This is a genomic window from Rhodopseudomonas sp. P1, from assembly GCF_039642825.1.
Lineage (GTDB): Bacteria > Pseudomonadota > Alphaproteobacteria > Rhizobiales > Xanthobacteraceae > Rhodopseudomonas > Rhodopseudomonas palustris_H.
In genome coordinates this window covers 2,627,667-2,648,782 of record NZ_CP088006.1, presented here as the reverse complement: position 1 = coordinate 2,648,782, position 21,116 = coordinate 2,627,667, and the positions used below count along the sequence as shown (strand labels likewise).

The following is a 21,116-nucleotide window of genomic DNA, read 5'->3' as shown; positions in this document are numbered from 1 at the left end:
GATGCCCCCAATCATCCGCTGACGGCTCACATGAATACCCCATGACGCCGCCAACGATTGATTGTGAGATTAGTCGATCTCCTTCAACCGCCCATTCCAAAGATAAACAACATCGGGAACGGCCATTGCTGCAGACCGAGCGGCGTACAACGGTTTCATTCTCGTTATTTAACTAATTGGTATCAGCGCACGGATGCGCTCAGCAACGACCGATGGGCCGATTCCGGAAACGAACTCGCCGAACGCGCCGACGCACGCTCGGCATTCCTTCGCACCGCCGCCCCTCAACGCTGCAACTGCTCATCGGTGGCGACAATCGCCGCGTAGCTGGAAGCGAGCGCGGCAAGGAACGCCGCCTGAACCTGCGAGGCAGGCACATGCACGCCCCCGAACTCCAGATCTCGGGTCGCGATCGCATCGTGGACTACCGTCACGGTGTAACCGAGATCAGCCGCGGCGCGCGCGGTCGCGTCGATGCACATGTGGCTCATCGCGCCGCAGATCACCACGTCGGTGATGCCCTTGGCGATCAGCTGCGCATTGAGATCGGTCTCCAGAAACGAGTTCGGCCGATGCTTCACCACCACCGGTTCGCCCTCGAGGTTCTGGACCGCCGGATTGATCTCCACCCCTGGGGTGCCTTTGACGAAGAACGGCGCCTCGGGCGAGGCGAACACGTGCTGCACGTGGACGACGAACTCTCCTTTGGCCCGTGCGGCCCGCAGCAGCCGCGCGGCATTCTCGGCCGCAGGCACAATGTTGGTCAGCTCGAACTTGCCGTTCGGAAAGTAGTCGTTCTGCAGATCGACGATCACCAGTGCGCGTTTGGTCATGAGAACCTCCCTTGAGCGCCGTTGCGGCGCCGACGTCTGCACGCTAGGTGAAAGGCACGCCGCCCAGGATGGGCGGACCCGACAAATCGAGGGGCGAAACTGACAATGGCCCGCGCAACGTCGCCGCCGGAAATCGGCCTGGTGCTGTACCCCGGGGTGCAGCGCGCCAGCGTCGATGGACTGACCGATCTGCTCACCATCGCCGATCGCAATGCACGGCAGCGTCTTGGCCAGACCGCGCCGCTCCTCCGCATCAGCCACCTCGCCTATGACGACGCGCAGGGTCACATCGTCCGCGTGTTCGACAGTCTGCCGGCTGAGGACGGTGATCCGACGATCCTGGTGCTGTTGCCGAGCCTGGAGAAGCCGGCAGAAACGCCTCAGGCCGGCGGCCTGGTGGACTATCTGAAATCCCGCCATCAGGACGGCACTGTGCTCGCCTCGGTGTGCGCCGGCACGTTCCTGCTCGCCGCGACCGGCGTACTGGCAGGTCGCGTCGCCACCACCCACTGGTCCTATGCCGAAGCACTCGCCGAGCGGTTCGCGGACATCCGCGTCGACACCGACAAGCTGATCATCGACGACGGCGACGTCATCACCGCCGGCGGCATGATGGCGTGGACCGATATGGGCCTCACCTTAATCGAGCGGCTGCTCGGTCCGGCGACGATGATCGAGACGGCGCGCAGCTTCATCATCGATCCGCCCGGCCGCGACCAGCGTGCCTACAGCGTGTTCTTGCCGCGGCTCCGCCACGGCGACGCCGCGATCCTGAAAGTGCAGCACTGGCTGCAGCGGATCGATCTGCCGGAGGTGACCGTCGCGGCAATGGCCGAGCATGCCCGGCTCGAACCCCGCACCTTTCAGCGCCGGTTTCAACGCGCCACCGGGTTCGCACCGCTGGCCTATTGCCAGAACCTGCGGATCGGCCGCGCCCGCGTGATGCTGGAAAGCACCACGCTGCCGATCGACCAGATCGCCTGGCAATGCGGATACAGGGATCCCAAATCGTTTCGCAAGGTGTTCGCCAAGATCGCCGGGCTGTCGCCCGGACAGTATCGGCAACGGTTTTCTGCGGCACGCCAGGAGCCCGCGCCGCGCCAGCGTAACGTGCCGGCACATGCGGGGTGAACATCGCTGCCCCGCTCGCCCGTCGTTGGATCAAATGATAGGATTAGGCTTGTCGGTTCCGCCTACAGTCCCGAGTCGTTCCGTGTCGGGAACAGTAGAGAACATGGGGACGTCGCAGCAGCGAGGGCGCAGCTCCGTCCGTCAGGAGGTCCATTGCCCTACCGAGCCTTTCTCGCCCGCATCCGGCAGTTCTTCGACGGCCCGGATGAGCACCTCGATCTGATCGCCGACGGTCTCGCCGGCGGCCGGTTGCGTCAGCCTGCGACGCCGATGACCGATCAGGAACTGGCAGAGGCGATCCGCGAGTTCAAGAAAGCACCGCCATCGGCCGACTCGCTGAAAAAGCTGGAAGCCAAGCTGTCGCGCGAGGATTAGTCCTCCTCCCGCAGAGCCGCTCAATGCGGGATAGGTCGCGATGCCCGCCGCAGCACCGCAAACACCACCAGCGACACCACGCCGAGCAGCGCCGACAGCACCGCCGCGCGGCGGTACTCACCATTGAACACCGCGTTATAGACCTCGAGTGAGATCGTGTTGGTCTTGCCGACGATGTTGCCGCCGAGCATCAAAGTGATGCCGACCTCGCCGAGCGACCGCGCGGTCCCAAGCACCAAGCCGGCGACGATCGCACCGCGGATGTTCGGCAGGATCACGAACAGGAAGGTCTCCAGTTCGTTGCGGCCGAGCGTCCGCGATGCCTCACCGAGGCTGCGGGAGACGCTGGCGATCGCCGCCTCGATCGGCTTCACCACCAGCGGCAGGCCGGCGATCACCGAGGCCAGCAGGACGCCCTCCACCGAGAACACGAAGCTGAAGCCGAAGCTGTTGTCGAGCCACTGCCCGACCGGGCTGCGGCGTCCAAGCAGCAGAAGTAGGAAGAAGCCGAGCGCGATCGGCGGAAACACCAGCGGGATCGTCACCACCGCGTCGAGCACGGTGCGGCCCGGCCACGATCGCTGCGCCAGCGCCCAGCCGAGCAGCGTGCCGAGCACGATGTGCAGCACCAGCGTCGCTGCGGCGATTTTCACCGACAGCAGCGCGGGCGCGATCAGCGCCGGATCGCGCAGCGCCTCGATCGCGGCAGCGAGCATCGCGGCCTACAGCCCGTAGCGCTGCAGGATGGTGCGAGCCGGCTCGGTGCCGAGGAATTGCACGAAACCATCGGCCGCCTTCGCCGCCGGGGCCCGCACGGCGCAGACGATCTCGGCCGGATCGTACAGCTTGCTGTCGACCGCGACATAGCCGCCGATGTTACCCGCTGCGCCGATCGCATCGGTGACGTTGATGAAGCCTGCATCGACCTCGCCGCTGGCGACGTAGCTCGTTACCTGCGGCACGGTGGCGACCGGCACCAGGCGAGCATCGATCGTTGCGGCCAGCCCGCTGCGCTCGAGAAACTGGCGGCCGGCCTTGCCATAGACGGCGCTGGCCTGATCCGGGATGCCGATCCGCTTGAACTCGGGCGCCGCGAGATCTTCCGGCTTCGCAAGCGTCAGGCCCTTGCGATAGGCGATCACCAGCCGGCCGAGGCCGAGCGGCGCGATCTGCGCAAAGCCGAGATCCTTGGCCTTTTCCAGAACAGCCTTGTCGCCGCACACCAGGGTAATCTGGGTGCTTTCACGCGCCTGAGCCAGCACCTGCCCCATGTGGCCGTACACCTGCAAAAGCTTGTCGCCCGACTGCTTTTCATAGGCAGCGGCCAGTTCGGCGATCGGCCGCCGATAGCCTGCGCCTGCGGCCAGCGTCGTTTCATCCGCAAACGCCGGCGCCGCGAACGACGCCAGGGCCACGCCCATCACCGCCGATCTGATCGACCACGCCATTCCAACCCCCTCGCCCTTGCATCCGCTCGCCGACCTCTGGCTAGCAGAGACAGCGATCGTTGTATATTTCACTACACAACGATCGCACTAGGCAGGCAGGCAATGGAGAATGGGACGGACGATATCGCGCTACGCGTCCGCACACCGCTGAGCGGGCCGGCGGGACCATTCTGGCTCGATGTCGACTTGAGGATCGCGCCGGGATCGCTGGTGGCGATCACCGGTCCTTCGGGCGCCGGCAAGACCACCCTGCTCCGCGCCGCGGCGGGGCTGACGCGACCGGCAGAGGCCCGCATCCACGTCGGCCAAACGCTGTGGAGCGACAGCGCGGCGCGGGTGAACCTGCCGACGCGAAAGCGCTCGATCGGGCTGGTGTTTCAGGACTACGCGCTGTTTCCGAACATGACTGTGCGCGGCAATGTCGACTATGCGATTGGATCACGCGCGCCTCGCGATGAGGTCGACGAACTGCTGCAACTGGTCAAGCTTGATGGGCTGGCCGACGCCATGCCGGACCGGCTGTCGGGCGGACAGAAGCAGAGGCTGGCGCTGATCCGCGCGCTGGCGCGGCGGCCGTCGCTGCTGATGCTGGACGAGCCGCTGTCGGCACTCGATCCGGCGATGCGACGCAAGCTGCAGGACGATCTGGTCCGGCTGCATCGCCGCTTCGGCACCACCACCCTGCTGGTCAGCCACGACGCATCCGAGATCCTTCGCCTCGCCGACCGCGTCGTCCGGATCGAGCACGGCCGCGTGGTGTTCGACGGCACACCGGCAGAGTCACTGGTCGCTGCGCCGGGCCGCGATCCGTTTGTCGTCACTGGCATCTATCTCGGCGAGCGCGACGCAAGCGGCGTCTGCGCGGTGCTGGTCGACGGCTGCAAGCTGCGGCTGCGTTTATCTGAATCGAGCGGGCTCGACATTGGCGACGCGGTGACGTTGCGAATCGACAACGCGGTCGTACAGCGCCCGGCGTCGACATCCGATGAAGCGCTCAAGATTTGTCCGGCTTCGGCGGCTGCCGAGGCTGAGCCTCCTCGCATTTGACGACGATCTTGAACACGCCGCCGCATTGCGGGCACGCGTAGTCACGAAGCTCGTAGCCCTCGACCAGCGGGCGCGCGCGCAGCAATTCCGTTGCCGATCGACAGACCGCGCAGTTACTGCTGCTACTCGACACCGCGGCCCCCACCACCCAGAACGCGGCTGTATAGCCTGATCGACACGCCGCGTCGCAACTGATCAGCACGCGGCACGTAGTTATTTCGGCTTGCTCACCTCCCAGAGGTATTTGGTAACATCATCATTCCATCGGGCAGAATGACGGCAGCACAACTTTACGTGTAGTGCCTCAGAACTGCACGCCTCGGGTGAGCGCGCCGTCGACCACCACATTGGTGCCGGTGATGAAGCTGGCGGCACGGCTGGCCAGAAACACCACGGTGTTCGCCATCTCCTGCGGCGTGCCCATCCGCCCCGTCGGGTTGAGCGCGAGCGCGGTGTTGTAGAGATCGGGGTTGCCGTTCTTGATCTGCTCCCATACCCCGCCCTCGAAATACGTGTTGCCGGGCGAAACGGTGTTGGCACGGATGCCCTTGGCGGCGAGCTGATACGCCAGCCCCTGGGTGTAGTGGATGATCGCCGCCTTGAAGGTGCCGTAGGGCCCGGCGGCAAAATCGATCTCTCGCCCCGAGACGCTGGACACGGTGACGATCGCCGGCTGCGGGCTCTGTTCGAGAAACGGCATCGCGGCGTCGATCAGCCGCACGGTGCCCATCATGTCGGTGGCAAAGCCCTTCGCCCAGCTCTCTTCGTCCGAGCCGATCGCCAGCGCGCTGACATTGGCGACCACGACATCGATGCCACCGAGTTTGGCCGCCATCTCGGCAACCCACGTTTTCAAGCCCGGGCCATCGGACACGTCGACGGCACCGCCGAACGCCGATACGCCGTTCGCCTTCAGTGCAGCGACCGCGCTCTCGACCTCGGCTGCATTGCGTGCACAGAGGCCGACATGCGCACCTTCCGCCGCGAAGGTCTCGGCAATCGCACGGCCGATACCTTTGGTGCCGCCGGTGACAAGTACCTTGGCGCCTTTCAATCCTAGATCCATGCTCGCTCCCCTTGGTTAGTAGTTGCCGGCCACAGCCTGCACCAGCGGTCGATAGCTGTGCGGCATCCGCATCGCCACCAGATCCTTCCGCCGCACCACGTTGGTCGGATACACGCTGTCGAGATTGGAGGTGTCGATCGTCGCGGTGGCTACGCCCTCCTCGCTCCCGATCAGCGCCTCACGGCGCGGAAACTCGAACGTGTCCGGTCCGAACACGCCGCTCAGGCCCGGATAGCCGCGCGCCATATCCGCCACATTGGCGAAGGCGAAGAACACATTGTTCTCGCCGGCCCGAACCCTGAAGTGATGCCAGTGGTGCGGATCGGCGCCGGTCGGGATTGGCTCCGGCTGCTTGACGCTTGTGCCCGCATGCGGCGTGCTGAAGCGGGTCGTGATCGCAGCCGGGCAGGCGATGATGTCGCAGCCGCGTAGCGCCAGCACGCGGCCGGCTTCGGGAAACATCGCGTCGTGGCCGATCAGCAGACCGACGCGGCCGAGCGGCGTATCGGTCACGACGAAGCTGTCGCCGGGTTGCGCCCAGCTCCGTTCGTCTTCGGTGAGATGGGTCTTGCGATAGGTTGTGAGGCTACCGTCCGGCGCGATCAATACCGCACTGTTGTAGAAGATATCGCCGTCGCGCTCCGCGAGACCACAGACGAGATACAGCGACAGCTCGCCCGCCAGCGCCGCAAGCCGGTCGGTGGCGGCACTCGGCACAGAGATCGCAAGGCCTTTCGGACTATCAAACCCAGTCAGGCTCAGCTCGGGAAACACCACCATCTCGGCGCCGTCCGCTCCCGCCTGGCGCGCCAGCGCCTCGATCCGATCGAGATTGGCATTAACGTCGCCACTCGGGGCGAACTGCGCGGCACTGAGCTTGGAGCGCTTGCCCTTCGGCCACGCCTCGTGTCCGTACAGGCCGAAGAAGTCGTACGGATTCCAGCTGAAGGTGCCGGTCAGCAGTTCGGGATACAGCTCCGGCCGCCGCTGCCGGAACACCGCCTCACCGCCGATCCGCCGCGCCCGCGCCGCTTCCAGGTCGATGTCGGCGAAGGCGACGCCGTCGCCGCCATCAATCACCGCAGCGATGCCGCCATCCGGCGCGATCACGCAGCTTCCGCCGGAGAACTGCACGGTGCGCTCCAGCCCCCAGCGGTTGCTCTCAATCACGTAGCACGAATTCTCGAACGCCCGGCTGATCCAGTATGGCGCCGGGGTACGCTCCGCCAACCAATTGGAGATGTGGCAGATGATATCGGCGCCGCCGAGCGCCATCAGCCGGGCGGTCTCGACGAAATGGATGTCCATGCAGATCAGCAGCGCGATCCGCCCGATCGGGGTGTCGAACACCTGATTGTGCAGATCGCCCGCCGCCGACCATTTCGGCTCGGAGATATAGGGATGCGTCTTACGGTGACGCCCGATCAATCCCTCCGGGCCGATCAGGACGGCGGAATTGTAGTAGATGCCGTCCTCATCGACTTCCGGAAGACCGACGACGATGTAGCAATCGTGCTTGCGCGCCAGTTCGGCGAACCGCGACGTGGTCGCCCCCGGGATCGACTCGACGAACGGCGCCACTTCGGCGCGGTCGTACCAGCAATAGCCGGTGGTGCCCATCTCCGGGGTGACGATCAGTTTGGCGCCTCCCACCGCCGCCTCCTCGCACAGCTCGAGCAGGCGCGCGATGTTGCGCTCCTTCTCGGCCATGATCGGCTCGAACTGGACGGTAGCGACCTTCAGCAGCTGCGACATCGCCGTCGCTCCCCTCACACCAGGAACGACTTCTTGATCGACGCGCCGAGCGTGTACTTCGGATCGACCATGTTGCCGAGCCGGACGCGGCCGGCCTGCGTCAGCAGCATATAAGCGTCGATCTCGTCGAAGCCGTAATCCGCCGCCATCCAACGGCACAGCTCGCGATAGGCGATGCGGGCGGCATCCTCCATCGGCCGCGCCGAGCCGATCGTCATGATGAAGTCCTTGGTCTCCAGCCGCGGCCAATGGATCGGCCAGCCCTTGATCAGATCGATCTGCACCGTGGTGACAGTCGGATGCTCGATCGCAACGCCGCACAGTTCGCCGTCGCCCTGCGCGGCGTGGCAGTCGCCGAAATACAAAAGCGCGCCCGCGGTGTTGACCGGCAGATAGATGATGGCACCAACGCCGACGTCGGGCAGATCCATGTTGCCGCCGTAGTAGTCCGGAACCAGCGACGAGATCGCTTCGATCTCCGGCGAGGTGCCGATCGTGCCGATGAACGGCTCATACGGCAGCGTGATCTTGTCGTTCCATTTGGTGCCGTGCTCGGCGGTGATTTCAAGCTTCTTGACCCGCTCCGGTAGCGGCGGATTGAGCAGCGCGGTGTTGCCGGTGCCGACAAGGCCGCCGAATTCGGGCATCACCACCGTGGTGCCCCGCGGCTGCGGCCCGCGCGGCACGATGCTCTCGATGTACACCGCGAGCGTGTCGCCCTTCTCGGCGCCATTGACCCAGATCGGGCCGTTCTGCGGATTGAGGAACGGGAAGTTCAGGATCTTGGACGGAACGTCGGTCTCGCTCTTGATCGCGCCTTCAAACGCATCATGCGTTTCGGCTGCCACCACCGCGCCGGGATCAACGGTCAGGACTTTGTCGAAATAAGGCCCATAGACGTAGTGATACTTGCCCTGCTGCGCCTCGGTGAGCGTGTGGGTCGCGCCGCGAACGCCCTTGGCGACGCCCTTGCGCGCCATGATCGATTCAGTCTGCCAGGCCATGTTGGTCTCCTTTGTTGATTTCGGTCACACCGCGAGGTGGCGGCGCATCTCGGCCTCGTCGTCGAGCGCGGCGCGGTCGAGGTCGGCGACGATCCGGCCCTTGTCCATGACGTAGCAGCGCTGCGCCATCGCCCGGATCATGTCGAGGTTCTGCTCCACCAGAATGATCGTGACGCCGGTCTTGGCGTTCAGCGCGACCATGTCGCGGGCGATGTCCTGGACGATGTTCGGCTGGATGCCTTCGGACGGCTCGTCGAGAAGGATCAGCTCGGGATCCGCGACAAGCACGCGCCCGATTGCGAGCTGCTGCTGCTGACCGCCGGACATGGTGCCGGCCCGCTGGCTCCAGCGTTCGCCGAGGATCGGAAACGTCTCGACCACCTCGCGCCGCTGCTGTTCGGTCAGCCGCCCCTTGATAGACGCCCCGACCGCGATGTTCTCGCCCACGCTGAGGCGCGGAAACACGTCGCGCCCCTGCGGGACGTAGCCAATGCCGAGACGCGCCCGCTTGAATGCCGGCAGATGTTCGACCGGATCGCCGCGGAAAACAATCGAGCCGTCCATCGCCGGGATCAGTCCAATCAGGCTCTTCATCAGAGTCGACTTGCCGACGCCATTGCGGCCGATCACCGCGATGATCTCGCCCTCGCGGACTTCGATCTCGAGGCCCTGCAAGACTGGCTTGCCGCCATAGCCGGCCCGCAGTCCCACGGTGTTGAGGATGACTTCCTTACGCATGGTGATGAGCCTGCCCGAGATAGATCGCCGCGACCCGCTCGTCGGCGACGATGTCGTCGATCGAGCCCTGTGCGAACACCTGACCGAGATGCAGCACAGTGACGCGCTGCGCGACCTGGCGGACGAACGCCATGTCGTGCTCGATCGCCAGCACCGTCATGCCTCCGGCATTGAGCCGCTTGACCATCTCGCCGGTCTGGAACGTCTCTTCCGGCGACATCCCTGCCGTCGGCTCGTCGAGCAGCAGCATCCGCGGCTTTAGGCTGGTCGCCATGCCGATCTCCAGCCACTGCTTCTGACCGTGGCTGAGATTGCCCGCGGTTTGCTTCTGCTCGGCTTCGAGGCCGAGAAACGCCAGGAGCCGATCGATCTCCTGATCGAGCTCGGCGCCGTGCCGCGTCCGTTGCAGCGCAATCTCGAGGTTCTGCCTCACCGACAGCCCCTTGAACACGCCGGGCACCTGAAACTTCACCGAGAGCCCGCGCGCGATCCGCGCGAACGACTTCAGCGCTGTGATGTTCTCGCCCGCGAAGAAGATCTCACCGGAGCCGGGCGCGTATTCGCCGAGGATCAGCCGGAACAGCGTGCTCTTGCCGGCGCCGTTGGGGCCGATCAGGCAGTGGATCTCGCCAGTCTCGAACGACAGGTTCACCTGATTGGTAACGTGCAGGCCGCCGAAATGCTTGTTCAGGCCGCGGAGTTGCAGCAGCGCCATCAGTTCCGTCCTCCCTTGGCGCGGGCGACGAGCCGGCCGATCACGTTCATTGCTCCCAGCACCAGACCGTTCGGCGCGATCAACACGGTGAGCACCAGCAGAAGCCCCATCACCACCAGTGCGTATTGGCTGCCGTAGATCGTCAGGGCCTGGAAACCGGCGAGCACCACCAGCGTGCCGACCAGCGTCGAGGTCAGATCGCTGCGGCCCCCGACCGCGACCCAGATCAGCGGCAGCGCTGCCGACGTCATGCCCATGCTCGACGGCGTGATGTATTGGCCCCAGGCGGTGTAGAGCACGCCCGACAGCCCGGCGAGCCCGGCGCCGATGACGAAATTGACGAGCTGATACTTGCGGATGTCGTAGCCGAGCATTTCGGCGCGCTCCGGATTCTCCCGGATCGCCACGATGACGTTGCCGAACGACGAGTTCACCAGGATGCGCAGGCCGAGATAGACCACGACCACCAGCGCCAGGATCAGGTAGTACAGCCCGACATCGGCGAACAGCACGATCGGCCCGTCGAACCAGGGAATGGTGATCGGCGGCATTCCGCTCATGCCGTTGAAGCCGTTCAGCCGCGCCGCGCCGATCCGCCATTCCGGTCCGGCGGTCTGGGCCATGAAGCGCTCCAGCATCAAGGTCACGGCGAGGGTGACGATGCCGAGGAAAACGCCCTCGATCCGACCGAAGAACATGAAGTAGCCGAGCAGCAGCGCCACCACCGCGGCGATCGCGATCGCCGCCAGCACCGCGACCAGCGTGAAACCGTACGCCGCGCCGAAGTTCAGCGTCAGGATGCCGTAGCTGTAGCCGGCGATGCCGAAGAATGCGGTCTGGCCGAACGACAATGCACCGCCGTAGCCCCAGATCAGGCACAGGCTGAGCGCAATGAACACCCAGACGAAGAAGTACGCAGTGTTGCCGACGGTGTAGCCGTCGCTGAACATCGGATAGGCGAGCGCGCCGAGCAGCGCCAGCACGAACACCGACCAGAACAGCTTGCCGCGACCTTTGGTTTGCGGGCCTTCGAGCCGGCGGAAGAGAGAGATCAAACCGTTCACCCTCGCCTCCCTCAGGTCCGTTCGCGCAGCAGGAAGCCGGAGATGCCTTTCGGCAGTACCCGGACCACAATGATCACCGCGACCAACAGGCCGATCTGGCCGAACAGCTGTCCCTGCCAGGAGGTCATCGCCGACTTCACCACCGCGAGGACCGCGGCGGCCGGCGCGGTGCCGAGGAACACGTCGGCGCCGCCGATCACGACGGTGACGAACGCCTCCATCAGGAAGGTCGCGCCCATCGTCGGAACCAGCGTCATGGTCGGCGCGTAGAGCCCGCCGGCAAGCCCGGCGAGGCCGGCACCGCAGGCAAATGTCAGGCTGTAGATCCAGCGGGTGTCGACGCCGAGCGCGTCCGCCATATGCGGCACCTGGATGGTGGCGCGCGCCTTCACGCCGAACGAGGTCCAATTGAACAGCGCGTACAGTGATCCGAGCACGCCGAGCGCAGCCAGGAACAACACGATCCGGTAGATCGAGTACGAATAGGCGCCGACCTGAAAGCTGCCGAACGGCGTGCCGACGCCGGCCATCGTCGAGCCGATCACGATCAGCGTCCCTTGGGTCGCAATCAGGCTGAGGCCCCAGGTCGCCACGATGGTGTCGAGCGGACGTTCATACAGATGCCGCACCACCACGAACTCGACCAGCATGCCCACCACCGCAGACACCAGCGCCCCGGCCAGAATGGCGAGCGGCAGCGGCAATCCGGCGTGGACAGCGGTGGCGGTGACATAGGCGCCGCACATGATGAACTCGCCGTGGGCGAGATTGATGACGCCCATCATGCCGAAGATGACGGCGAGCCCGCAGGCCGACAGCACCAGGAAGGCGAAGGCGTCGGCGAATTGATACAGCGCCGCGAAGGCGAAGGTAGCGATGTCCATCTGACGTCCAGCAAGGTGGGCGTGGAAGGCCGCGACTCCGGCGGCCCGACGAAAGTTCGTGGAGGCAGAGCAGCCGCTCCGGCGCGTCAGGGTGCGCCGGAGCGGGCCGCCGCACTTACTTGGGCGGCGGGTTCGACGGCGTGTATTGCGCCATCGGATCTTTTTTGGTCAGGTCGCAGCCGGCCTCGCCAAGCCAATACGGCTTGATGTCCGGCCAGACTTTCGGGAAGTCGATCGAGTGATCGGCATTGACGTGCGCCAGATAGATGGTGTGCGACATGTGCTGGCTCTTCGGGTCGATGCAGACCTTGCCTTCCGGCGCGTCCATGCAGACGTCGCCTTGCGCGATCACCTTGCGGATCTCGTCGCGATTGGTCGACTTCGCCCGCTCCACCATCTGCTTGTAGAGATACACCGCGAGATAGGAGTTCTCGGCCTCCTGATTGACGTAAGGCTCGTTCGAGAACTTGGCCTTGAACTTGGCCAGGAACGCCTTGCTCTGCGGCGAGTCGATTTCCTCGATGTAGTTGGTGGTGACGTACATGTCCTTCAGGCTCGGCGGCTTGAAACGCTTGTGCTCGTAGCCCTGCCCGACGTTGACAGAGGACGCCATCGGCAGGTTGACGTTGGCGGAGGCCGCCTGTTCGTAATACGAAGCCTGCGCGGTGCCGACCAGCAGCGTCACAACGAAGTCCGGCTTGGCCTTCTGGATGTTCTGGATGCTTTGCGAGAACTGCGACACCCCGAGCGGGATGAACTCCTCGCCGGCCATTTCGCCGCCGTGCTGCTTGACGATGTTGCGCACCCACTCGGCCGAGATCTGGCCGAAATTGTAGTCGGCGGCGAGCGTGTAGACCTTCTTGCCGTACTTCTCCATCATCCACGGGATCAGCGTCGAGAATTGCTGCTCGGGCACCGCACCGGTGACGATCATGTGGCCGTCGCAGACGCCGCCTTCATACTGGTTGTTGTAGAAGGCGAGACCATTGAGCTGATCGACGATCGGCCGATAGGCTTCGCGTGAAGCCGAGGAGAAGCCAGCGAACACCGCATCCGCTTTGTCCCGCTGCAGCACCCGGCGCATGAACTCCTGATAGCGGGTGTTGTCGGACTGCGTGTCGTACACCACCAGTTCGAGCGGCCGGCCCATGATGCCGCCGGCCTTGTTGATCTCGTCGGCGGCGAGCTGGATGGCGTGGACCTTGCCGATCGTCGCCACCGCGAAATCGCCCGATTGATCCTCCAGCACGCCGAGCTTGATCGGCTTCTCCGCGGCCAGCGCCGCGCCTGACGCGAGGACAAGCGTCCCCGTGAGGACTGCGGCATGCAGTCCCCGTAATACAGTTCCGGTCATGTTGCTGTCTCCTACATCGCTCGTTTGTCGCCACGGTGCAGCGGCGGAGTGCCGGTGTGGCCAGTCGAATCGGGCGGCCTCGCCCGTCGGCTCAGCAGATCCTCGCAGTAACTCTCCAGGCTCTGCCTCACGCGCATGCTCTCCCGGCGGATCTGGTCGTAAGCGCCGTCTTCGTCGAGGCCGCTGTCCCGCATCCGCTGGACCACGGCGCGCAGCACGGCCCTGCGGCCGCGACGGCGCTCCTCGAGCGTCTGCAGGCGCTCCTGCATCCCGCCACGCAGGAGAAATTGGTTGATGCCCATGAACAGCGCCGAGTACACGGCGCCGCCGTGCACCGGCTTGCGCAGGAACGCGGTGGCACCGAGATTGACCAGTGCCTTCAGCCGGCTTGGCGCTTCGACGCCGACCAGCCCGATCACCGGCACCGGCGGCAGCTGCGACAGCGGATTGAGCTCCATTGTCAGCACACCGTCGAGATCGCCGTCGACGAACAGCATGTCGCGATCAGGCACCAGCGAAGCGAGGTCAATCTGCGCCCGTCCGTCGACGATCGGGGCGATCTCGCAGCTGACGCCGAGCTTGGCCAGCGTCGGCTCCAGCGCGCCTTCCCTGCCCGTGCGCTCCATCACCACGAGCGCGCGGCCGCCCTTGAAGTTCTGAACCGGTCGGAAGGTCATGACTTCACCAGCCTCAACAATGGAGAACGCATAGCGGCGGCGAACCGCGGCGAGGTTTGCACCAGATACGGATCGGGCGCGATCGGCTCAGGCGCTTCGAGCAACACTTCGAATTGACCCGCCGCCGTCGACCGTCCGATCCGCGGCGTCAGCCAGGCGTGATAGGTCTGCGGATCGATCCGCACCTCCCCCTGGGGAGCGATCAGGCGCTGGTCGGCGACCGCCGCGCGCACCGCGCTGGCCTCATCGGTGCCGGCCTGCTGCAGAGCAGCGGCGAGCAGCTTGACCGCGATGTAGCAGGCTTCCGCATCCGCCGAAGTCGGCGGCGCATCCGGAAATTTCGTCGCGTAAGCCTGGGTGAAGGCATCGTTGGCCGCGCCTGCCAGCGAAGCGAAATACACGCTCGACGACAGATGCCCGTCGACCGCTTCCGCGCCGATTTCGGAAAGCTCCGGCTCGGCCAGGGTGCAGCTCGCCACCGGGATCTCGGCGGCCTGGTCGATGCCACGCGCCCGGCAGGCCGCGCGAAACGCACGGAAGAACGCGTAGGCGCTGGTACCGATCAGATTGTTGAACACGAAATCCGGGCGCTGCTCCAGGATCGCCGCGATGGCGCGATCGACGTCAGTGTCCCCGACCGCAAGATAGCGCTCCGCCAGCACCGCGCCGCCGCGCGCGATCAGCGCTTCGCGGAAGATCCGGTTGTTCTCCCACGCCCAGATGTAATTCGATCCGATGCAGAACGCGCGCTTTCCGTGCTTGGCGGCAAGATAATCGACCAACGGCAGCACGTGCTGGTTTGGCGATGCGCCGGTATAGATGACGTTGTCGGAGCTCTCGAAGCCTTCATAGTGCGACGGGTACCACAACAGGCCATCGTGCTTCTCAAAGCACGGAATCACCTCTTTGCGGCTCGAGGAGGTGTAGCAACCGATCACCTGCCGCACACCGGAGGCCAGCAGCTCGTGAGCCAGCGCGCGATACTGCGACAGGTCCCCGCCGGGATTGACGATGACCGGCTCGATCTCCGGCCCGTTTCCGCTGGTCGCCACCTCGCTGAGACCGAGCATCGCGCCGTTCAGCATGGTGCGCCCGACCGCCCCGTAGGAGCCGGTCGTGGAGAACATCACACCGATGCGCAGTCGCTTCGTCATGCCTGTGTCCAAAAACAAAAAGCGCCCACCGGCTGTCGAGCCGAGGGCGCTTTCGCCACCAACCAAACGCGCATCGATCAGCGCGGTGTCGGAAATGGTTCAAAACTCTTTGCGTCTCAGGGCTTAGTTGCCCAACGCTTGACGATTACGGTCGTCGAGTTCGTAGTTCAAGTCAAGCGCATTGTTGATGCGAAACCTGCCGCTTTTACCGCCTTTGTGCAGCAATTTGATGCACCGCGATCGACCGCTCGCCGGCGACTTCGCGTGCGATCAGAACGCCCTCGCCGCACCGCCTCGCCTAAGCTCCCGCAGCATTTTTCAACTCCAGATGCATCCACCGCTTCTCTTACTAAACCTGGAGTGGTAGAGCACCCTCAGCGATCGCAAGGGCGGACATGACCGATCATCTTCGAGGATTCTACAAAGCCGAGTTCGAGACGGCGCGAAAGAAGTCGCACGGCGTGATCTTTCTTCACGACGGCAAGATCCAGGGCGGCGACTCCACGTTCCTGTATTCCGGAGCCTATTCGGAGAAGGGACTGACAGTGAGCGGGAATCTGCGCGGGGTGCGCTACTCGTCAGATCATTCGCGGCTGTCGGTGTTCGGGATCGAGCCGTTCGAAATCATCTTCGATGGCCTCGCCAAGGATGGCTACGTCACGATCGAAGGCTACGCCCACGAGACACCCGGCCTTCCGATGAAGGCCATTTTGACCCGCGTCGACGATTGAGCTTATTTGAACCGAGACATTTAGCACGCGCATCTCTGGTAATTATTGAAGACCAGAATCCCGACATGCCGTTCCGCTTGGTATCTGTGTAGTTATTTCTGTCGCTCAGCGGCGTTTGTTCAACGTCCGCTAACGTTCCAAAGTACGAGCGCCTGCCCTTCCAACCAGTTGTTAAGTGGTGCCGGCCGAGGCTGCTCCCGCGACGACGCCAGCGGCGTCCGCGGCACAACAAAAACAAGGGTGGCAGTCATGGCATCATTCGCACAGGCGTTTCGCACCGACGACATCGATACACACGGCGCGCTGTACTGGAGCATCTACGATTTCATACACCAGTTCGTCGCACTGCTGGAGATCGAACAGCACTGATCGTGCTGGGATCAATCCTGCAAACGGGATGATCTCGGGACGTCACTCGTCCAGATCGATACGTCGCGCGAGAGGCTCCGCAGAGCGCGGGGCCTTTCCCATTTGCGGCAATATTAAAGCGAACCGCTACCCAGGCGCGGCCGCCGCCAGCTCCAACAGCTTCGGCACCTGACCGCGGATCGCCGTGACCGTCTCGCGGTCGAGCCGATCGAGCCAGCGCTTCGGGATTGCGGCAAGGCCGTAGGTCGCGCCGGCGAGCATTCCGGCGAGCGCGCCGGTGGTGTCGGCATCGTCGCCCTGGTTGACGGTGGCGATCAGGCAATCGGCAAAGCTGCCGGTCGCGAAATAGTAGTGCAGCACGGTGCGAAGGGTATCGACCACGTAAGCCGTGGCTGGACCGCGATACGGCGTGAAGCCGAAGATACGGTGAGCCTGCACCAGATCGTCAGCGATGACGCGGGCGGCGGTTTGCCCCTGCCCCGCCAGCAGTGTCTGCAACATCTTCACCAGCGCGAGCGCTGCGGCATCCGATAGCGGATGATGATGCGTAACGTGGGCCTGCGCGATAGTCCACGCTTCGGCCTGCTCCGGACGACCGGAAGTGGCGAGCGCCAGCGGCAGGATCCGCATCGCGGCGCCGTTGCCGGCGTCGCCTTCGAAATACGCCCCCTGCATCTCCCCTGTGGTGATGTAACGGCGGATGCCGCGGCGGCAGGTGCTGCCGACATCGACGGGGCCGGTCTTCAGCCAGGCGGCGAATTCGTCGCAGAGATCAAAAAGTTCGAGGTCGCCGCAGCGGATCAGCGAGCGGCCGAGCGCGAGGGCCATCTCGGTGTCGTCGGTGACCTGCCCCGGCTTCAGCCGCAGCCAGCCGCCGCCGATGATGTCCTTGTGCACGCCGTAGCGCGCAGCGATCTCCGACTTGGTCATGAACTCGACGGTGGCGCCGAGCGCGTCGCCGATCGCGAAGCCCAGATAGGCGGCGAGCGCGCGGTCTTGCAGGCTCGGCGAGGTCATGGCGCGCCCTTTCAAAAGTAGCTCGCGGTGACACGATAGTCGCCGCCGATCACCAGATACTCGCCCTCGCCCTTCAGCGGATGGGCGGCCAGCAGCCGATTGAAGAACAGGATCTTCGCCACCGGCACCCGCACCGTCAGGATGGTATCACCGAAGCAATCGGCTATACCCCGGTCGGAGGTAAACGAGGTCAGGTTGTTGAGGCGGATGATGCAGTGGCGCTTGTCGAGCCGCTCGACGATCTGATGCTCATCGAAGCCATTGACGCCGCGATACAGCGTCACATGAGTGCTGCCGGTGGCGGAGAAATGCGTCAAAGCCCACTGGCAGAATTCATAGAGAAGATCGAGCTGGACGAAGATCGCGTTGTTGTGGAAGCGGCTCGACATCTTTTGTTCGACATAGACGGTCCACACCGGACTGGCGATCCGCCGGATCGGCTCCTTGTGAAAGGTCGGAAACAGCCCGAACCGGCTTTCGACCCAGCCCTTCAGCACCGCGCCCTCGGCGCCGTTGCTGTCGAAACCCCAGCCCTTGATCAGATCGAGGTAGGACGAGCGGAAGCGGCGGCGGCCATCGCGGCCGCGGACGCGCTGCTCGGCGTCGATCCCGAACAGCGCCGTCATGTAGCAGGCGAACGCCTCGCCGGCTTCGGCGAGGTCGCGCGCTTGCCCCAGCATCTCGAACAGGCTGGGGTTCATCTCGCGCACGCCGGCGATATGCAGCGGCACCGGCGCGTCGTTGAAGCCGACGCCGGTGAGAAACCGCATCGGCACCCCGACGAGGTTACTGGAATGCCCGATGCTGCCGTCTTCGCTCACCTGGCCGGCTCTGCCGCTCCTGCGCCCGCCCGCGGCGCGTCCCGATCGTCCTGACGCCACATGGTTAGCCAAGACGACGCCACCTGCCTATGCGCAACTCGACGGAGCAGCCCAAGCGGAGGCCGGGGCGCCGGTCAGCGCCGACGCGCCAGCGTTTCCGAGGGCAGCTCGCCGTGGCGGCGGCGATAGTCGTTGGCGAAATGGCCGAGATTGGTGAAGCCGCAGGCGAATGCCACCGAGGTGACCGAGCGGGACGGATCCCCCGACAGCAGCATCTCGCGCGCCTTGTTCAGCCGCACCGCCTTGGCGAACGCCATCGGCGAATAGCCGCGGTGCTTCTGAAAGGCCTTGAACAGGCTGCGGACGCCGACATTGGTCACCGCCGCCAGCTCGACGATGGTGATCGCCCGATTCCAGGACGCCTCGATGAAATCTTCAGCGACGCGGACGTAATCGGGAGCAGTATCCCGGGCGTCGCGGTCGAGCTGGCTGCTGTAATTGTGCCGGGTCACGCTCAGAAACGACACCACCAGCGCCTGCTGCATCTCCCGCAGCATGAACGGCGGCATGGCCGGAGCAGCCGGATCGACGTGGCGGGCGACATACAGAGCGAGATCGCGCAGCGCCGACGCGCCACGATCATCGCAGGACAGATGCGGCGCGAAGGTGAGCTTGCCGCGTGGCTTGACGCCGAGCAGCGCCTCCAGCGCGGCTGTCAGCGTCGAAGTGGTGATCCGAAGGATCATCTGCTGGTAGTCGGGGCCGAATTCGAGCCGTGACGGTGTACCGGCCGACGATACGCACCAATGCTCGGGATCGACATCGACGCTGGACGAGCCGGACGAGGTCCGGCTGCTGCCGCGTAGCGCGATCTGCACCCGGGCGAAGTCCGTCTCGTCGAACTCGGCCACCGCAGGCGCCGCATAGGCGCAGAAGCCGAGCCCCACGCCCTCTAGCCCGACATAGCTGCCGAATCCCTCGAACCCCTCCGCCTCCGCCACAAAATCCCGCGCCCCATAGACCGACAGCATCGCCTCGCGCATCGCTTCAGGGTCGCGGGTGTGAACCACAGGGGCACGATTGAGCGGATGATCGATCGGCTCGGCGTTCGGACGAACGTCAAAGTCGGGCTTACGCATTCCAACAAACTCACTTCCCGGGGAAACCTCGGCCCCGCGGCAAGAGACCAATTGATTAACCCTAATCCGCCCTTATCCGCGGCACCGCTCAGGACCGGTACGGAACTGCTCGCAGAGCGCACCGCTTTAACCAAAGTCGGACATCGCGCCGGGCTGATCGTGGCCGTCGGGTTTCAAAAGGCTTTCAGGCAAGCCGTTGACCCCGCCAGGCAATCCACCCTAAACAAGCGCAGCGGACGCCGTCGCAACCGCTGGCCGGCGGCCTTGATCCTGCCTTGCCATGACGACGGCTCCCGGTCCGGAAGGGTGGCCGAGTGGTTTAAGGCACCGGTCTTGAAAACCGGCGTGCCCGCAAGGGTACCGTGGGTTCGAATCCCACCCCTTCCGCCAGCCTTACCGATTTGCGCGCCGCCGCGCGATATAATGCAAAATTCCGGCGTAAAGCCGTCGATGGTCGCTTGGGCGACATATTTGGACACCGGCATCAACGGATGCCGTCATTCAGCCTTTTGGAGAGTCTCATTCTTTGGATGGCTAAGTCATCTCATAAGGACAGCCGTTAACCTGAGGCAGGAACTGCCAAGTCGCGACGTCTGGCTCGCGCAGATGCCCTGTCGATCATAATTCGACGAACTGCGGAGCAACGGGGATTGCGGTCTCTGCGACCGAGTTGATCGAGCCTCGGGTAAAGACAACCGCTATCACCGACAGGCCGCGTCTCGCTGCAGCAATAGCGCCACTGCCCAATTGCAGCTGATGCGCACGCGGATTGGCCCTGCGACAGAGATCGGCACCACGGGCAGCACTGGATCCGACCCCAGTCAATCTCCGACACCCCAGGCAAGATCGCAGCTTCGGCGTGTATGAGGCACACTATTCAACGAACTTCTGGAACGCCACTATTGCTACAAGTGACAGACATCCACGGGATGCGCTGGCAAACACTTGAACATGGTCAGAGATATCGAGCTATTGTGCACGAGCAGGCTTCAAGAGGGAGTGAAATGGGATTTCAGATTGATCACGTTGTCGTCGCCGTCGCCAATCTCGACCAGGCTATTGCCGACTATCGCCGCCTCGGCTTCACCGTGGAGGCCGGCGGCGAGCATCCTGGCCGGGGTTCGCGCAACGCATTGGTTGTGTTCGGCGATGGTTCGTATTTCGAATTGATTGCCTTCGACCGTCCCGCACCCGACTTCCGCTGGTGGCAGGTGCTCGACCGCTCCGGCCCGGGCCTCGTCGACTACGCACTGCTGCCGCGCAATATCGATGCGGACGTGGCAGCGGCGCAGTCTCGCGGTCTGGACTTCGAGAATCCGGAAGACGGCGGACGAGAGCGTCCCGATGGAGAGCGGCTGATTTGGAAGACCGCACGCTCGAAGCAGAGCGATACCCCCTTCTTCTGCGGCGACGTCACGCCGCGGGCCTTGCGCGTTCCGGAGGGCGCCGTGCGGCAGCACCCCAATGGTGCTTTGGGCATCGGTTCGGTGGTTGTTGCGGTCACGGACATCGACCGGAGTGTCGGTCGGTACGCGGCACTGTTTGGAGAACCTGCTGCCGACGTCCATGCGTTGCCTGGACTGGGCGTCCGCGTCGCGCATCTTCCCGCGGATCGTAGCGCCATCACCCTGATCACACCCACTGCCGAAGGTCCGGCCGGGCAGCGTGTCGCCGCACACCTTGAGTCACGCGGCGAAAGCCCGTTCGCGATCGGGCTGAAAGGCGCTCCTCCGACGACGCTCGACATCACGCTGTCGCACGGTGCGCCGCTCGAATTCATCGGCTGACTTGTCC

General features: G+C 64.5%; 21 protein-coding genes and 1 tRNA gene. 6 read left to right on the top strand and 16 right to left on the bottom strand.

Features of this window, described 5'->3' with window-relative positions:
- Nucleotides 1-284: 284 nt before the first annotated feature.
- Nucleotides 285-833, bottom strand: a complete 549-nt coding sequence (locus LRC39_RS12295) for a cysteine hydrolase family protein (RefSeq protein WP_346297455.1) — start codon at nt 831-833, stop codon at nt 285-287.
- Nucleotides 834-938: 105 nt separating this feature from the next.
- Here LRC39_RS12295 and LRC39_RS12290 point away from each other — a divergent pair, with 105 nt between their 5' ends.
- Both LRC39_RS12290 and LRC39_RS12285 read left to right on the top strand, forming a co-directional pair.
- Nucleotides 939-1,964 carry a GlxA family transcriptional regulator gene (locus tag LRC39_RS12290; protein ID WP_346297454.1) on the top strand — a complete coding sequence of 342 codons (1,026 nt, stop codon included), beginning with the start codon at nt 939-941 and terminating at the stop codon, nt 1,962-1,964.
- Between the two features lie 153 nt (nt 1,965-2,117).
- Nucleotides 2,118-2,339: a hypothetical protein gene (locus tag LRC39_RS12285; protein WP_107344345.1), complete on the top strand. Its 222-nt coding sequence runs from the start codon at nt 2,118-2,120 to the stop codon at nt 2,337-2,339.
- A 20-nt stretch (nt 2,340-2,359) separates the two neighbouring features.
- Here the strand turns inward: LRC39_RS12285 and modB are convergent, their stop codons facing one another.
- Nucleotides 2,360-3,055: a molybdate ABC transporter permease subunit gene (gene modB, locus LRC39_RS12280; RefSeq protein ID WP_346297453.1), complete on the bottom strand. Its 696-nt coding sequence runs from the start codon at nt 3,053-3,055 to the stop codon at nt 2,360-2,362.
- A 6-nt stretch (nt 3,056-3,061) separates the two neighbouring features.
- A complete protein-coding gene (modA, locus tag LRC39_RS12275; RefSeq protein ID WP_346297452.1) occupies nt 3,062-3,787 on the bottom strand; it encodes a molybdate ABC transporter substrate-binding protein in 726 nt (241 codons plus the stop codon).
- 102 nt (nt 3,788-3,889) lie between these two features.
- On the opposite strand from modA, the gene LRC39_RS12270 reads away from it, so the two are divergent.
- A complete protein-coding gene (locus LRC39_RS12270; protein ID WP_346297451.1) occupies nt 3,890-4,834 on the top strand; it encodes an ABC transporter ATP-binding protein in 945 nt (314 codons plus the stop codon).
- Between the two features lie 304 nt (nt 4,835-5,138).
- Here the strand turns inward: LRC39_RS12270 and LRC39_RS12265 are convergent, their stop codons facing one another.
- The 10 genes from LRC39_RS12265 to LRC39_RS12220 form a co-directional block, all read right to left on the bottom strand.
- Nucleotides 5,139-5,900: an SDR family NAD(P)-dependent oxidoreductase gene (locus LRC39_RS12265; protein WP_346297450.1), complete on the bottom strand. Its 762-nt coding sequence runs from the start codon at nt 5,898-5,900 to the stop codon at nt 5,139-5,141.
- Between the two features lie 15 nt (nt 5,901-5,915).
- Entirely contained in the window at nt 5,916-7,655 is a 1,740-nt protein-coding gene (locus tag LRC39_RS12260; protein ID WP_346297449.1) for a nitrilase-related carbon-nitrogen hydrolase, read from the bottom strand.
- A gap of 14 nt (nt 7,656-7,669) precedes the next feature.
- Nucleotides 7,670-8,659, bottom strand: a complete 990-nt coding sequence (locus LRC39_RS12255) for an acetamidase/formamidase family protein (RefSeq protein ID WP_346297448.1) — start codon at nt 8,657-8,659, stop codon at nt 7,670-7,672.
- A 24-nt stretch (nt 8,660-8,683) separates the two neighbouring features.
- Entirely contained in the window at nt 8,684-9,397 is a 714-nt protein-coding gene (locus LRC39_RS12250; RefSeq protein ID WP_346297447.1) for an ABC transporter ATP-binding protein, read from the bottom strand.
- On the bottom strand, nt 9,390-10,112 hold the full coding sequence (locus tag LRC39_RS12245; protein ID WP_011157964.1) for an ABC transporter ATP-binding protein: 723 nt from the start codon (nt 10,110-10,112) through the stop codon (nt 9,390-9,392). The genes LRC39_RS12250 and LRC39_RS12245 overlap by 8 nt, the downstream gene beginning before the upstream one ends.
- Nucleotides 10,112-11,176: a branched-chain amino acid ABC transporter permease gene (locus tag LRC39_RS12240; RefSeq protein WP_263988304.1), complete on the bottom strand. Its 1,065-nt coding sequence runs from the start codon at nt 11,174-11,176 to the stop codon at nt 10,112-10,114. The genes LRC39_RS12245 and LRC39_RS12240 overlap by 1 nt, the downstream gene beginning before the upstream one ends.
- Nucleotides 11,177-11,187: 11 nt before the next feature.
- Nucleotides 11,188-12,060: an ABC transporter permease subunit gene (locus LRC39_RS12235; protein WP_107344338.1), complete on the bottom strand. Its 873-nt coding sequence runs from the start codon at nt 12,058-12,060 to the stop codon at nt 11,188-11,190.
- Between the two features lie 115 nt (nt 12,061-12,175).
- Nucleotides 12,176-13,414, bottom strand: a complete 1,239-nt coding sequence (locus LRC39_RS12230) for an urea ABC transporter substrate-binding protein (protein WP_346297446.1) — start codon at nt 13,412-13,414, stop codon at nt 12,176-12,178.
- Nucleotides 13,415-13,425: 11 nt separating this feature from the next.
- Nucleotides 13,426-14,091, bottom strand: a complete 666-nt coding sequence (locus LRC39_RS12225; protein WP_346297445.1) for an ANTAR domain-containing response regulator — start codon at nt 14,089-14,091, stop codon at nt 13,426-13,428.
- Nucleotides 14,088-15,245 carry a transporter substrate-binding domain-containing protein gene (locus LRC39_RS12220; protein ID WP_346297444.1) on the bottom strand — a complete coding sequence of 386 codons (1,158 nt, stop codon included), beginning with the start codon at nt 15,243-15,245 and terminating at the stop codon, nt 14,088-14,090. Before LRC39_RS12220 ends, LRC39_RS12225 begins: the two co-directional genes overlap by 4 nt.
- A gap of 395 nt (nt 15,246-15,640) precedes the next feature.
- On the opposite strand from LRC39_RS12220, the gene LRC39_RS12215 reads away from it, so the two are divergent.
- On the top strand, nt 15,641-15,976 hold the full coding sequence (locus tag LRC39_RS12215) for a GrlR family regulatory protein (RefSeq protein ID WP_346297443.1): 336 nt from the start codon (nt 15,641-15,643) through the stop codon (nt 15,974-15,976).
- A 495-nt stretch (nt 15,977-16,471) separates the two neighbouring features.
- Here the strand turns inward: LRC39_RS12215 and draG are convergent, their stop codons facing one another.
- From draG to LRC39_RS12200, 3 genes are all read right to left on the bottom strand, one after another.
- Nucleotides 16,472-17,362 (bottom strand): ADP-ribosyl-[dinitrogen reductase] hydrolase, encoded by an 891-nt coding sequence (gene draG, locus LRC39_RS12210; protein ID WP_346297442.1) that lies wholly within the window; start codon nt 17,360-17,362, stop codon nt 16,472-16,474.
- 11 nt (nt 17,363-17,373) lie between these two features.
- Nucleotides 17,374-18,132 (bottom strand): NAD(+)--dinitrogen-reductase ADP-D-ribosyltransferase, encoded by a 759-nt coding sequence (locus LRC39_RS12205; protein WP_413776057.1) that lies wholly within the window; start codon nt 18,130-18,132, stop codon nt 17,374-17,376.
- Nucleotides 18,133-18,317: 185 nt separating this feature from the next.
- Nucleotides 18,318-19,322, bottom strand: a complete 1,005-nt coding sequence (locus LRC39_RS12200) for an AraC family transcriptional regulator (RefSeq protein ID WP_346297441.1) — start codon at nt 19,320-19,322, stop codon at nt 18,318-18,320.
- Between the two features lie 300 nt (nt 19,323-19,622).
- Between LRC39_RS12200 and LRC39_RS12195 the strand changes: the two genes are divergently transcribed.
- A tRNA-Ser gene (locus tag LRC39_RS12195) sits at nt 19,623-19,712 on the top strand.
- Between the two features lie 614 nt (nt 19,713-20,326).
- Nucleotides 20,327-21,109, top strand: coding sequence for a VOC family protein (locus LRC39_RS12190; protein ID WP_346297440.1), 783 nt, complete (start codon nt 20,327-20,329; stop codon nt 21,107-21,109).
- The last annotated feature ends 7 nt before the right edge of the window (nt 21,110-21,116 follow it).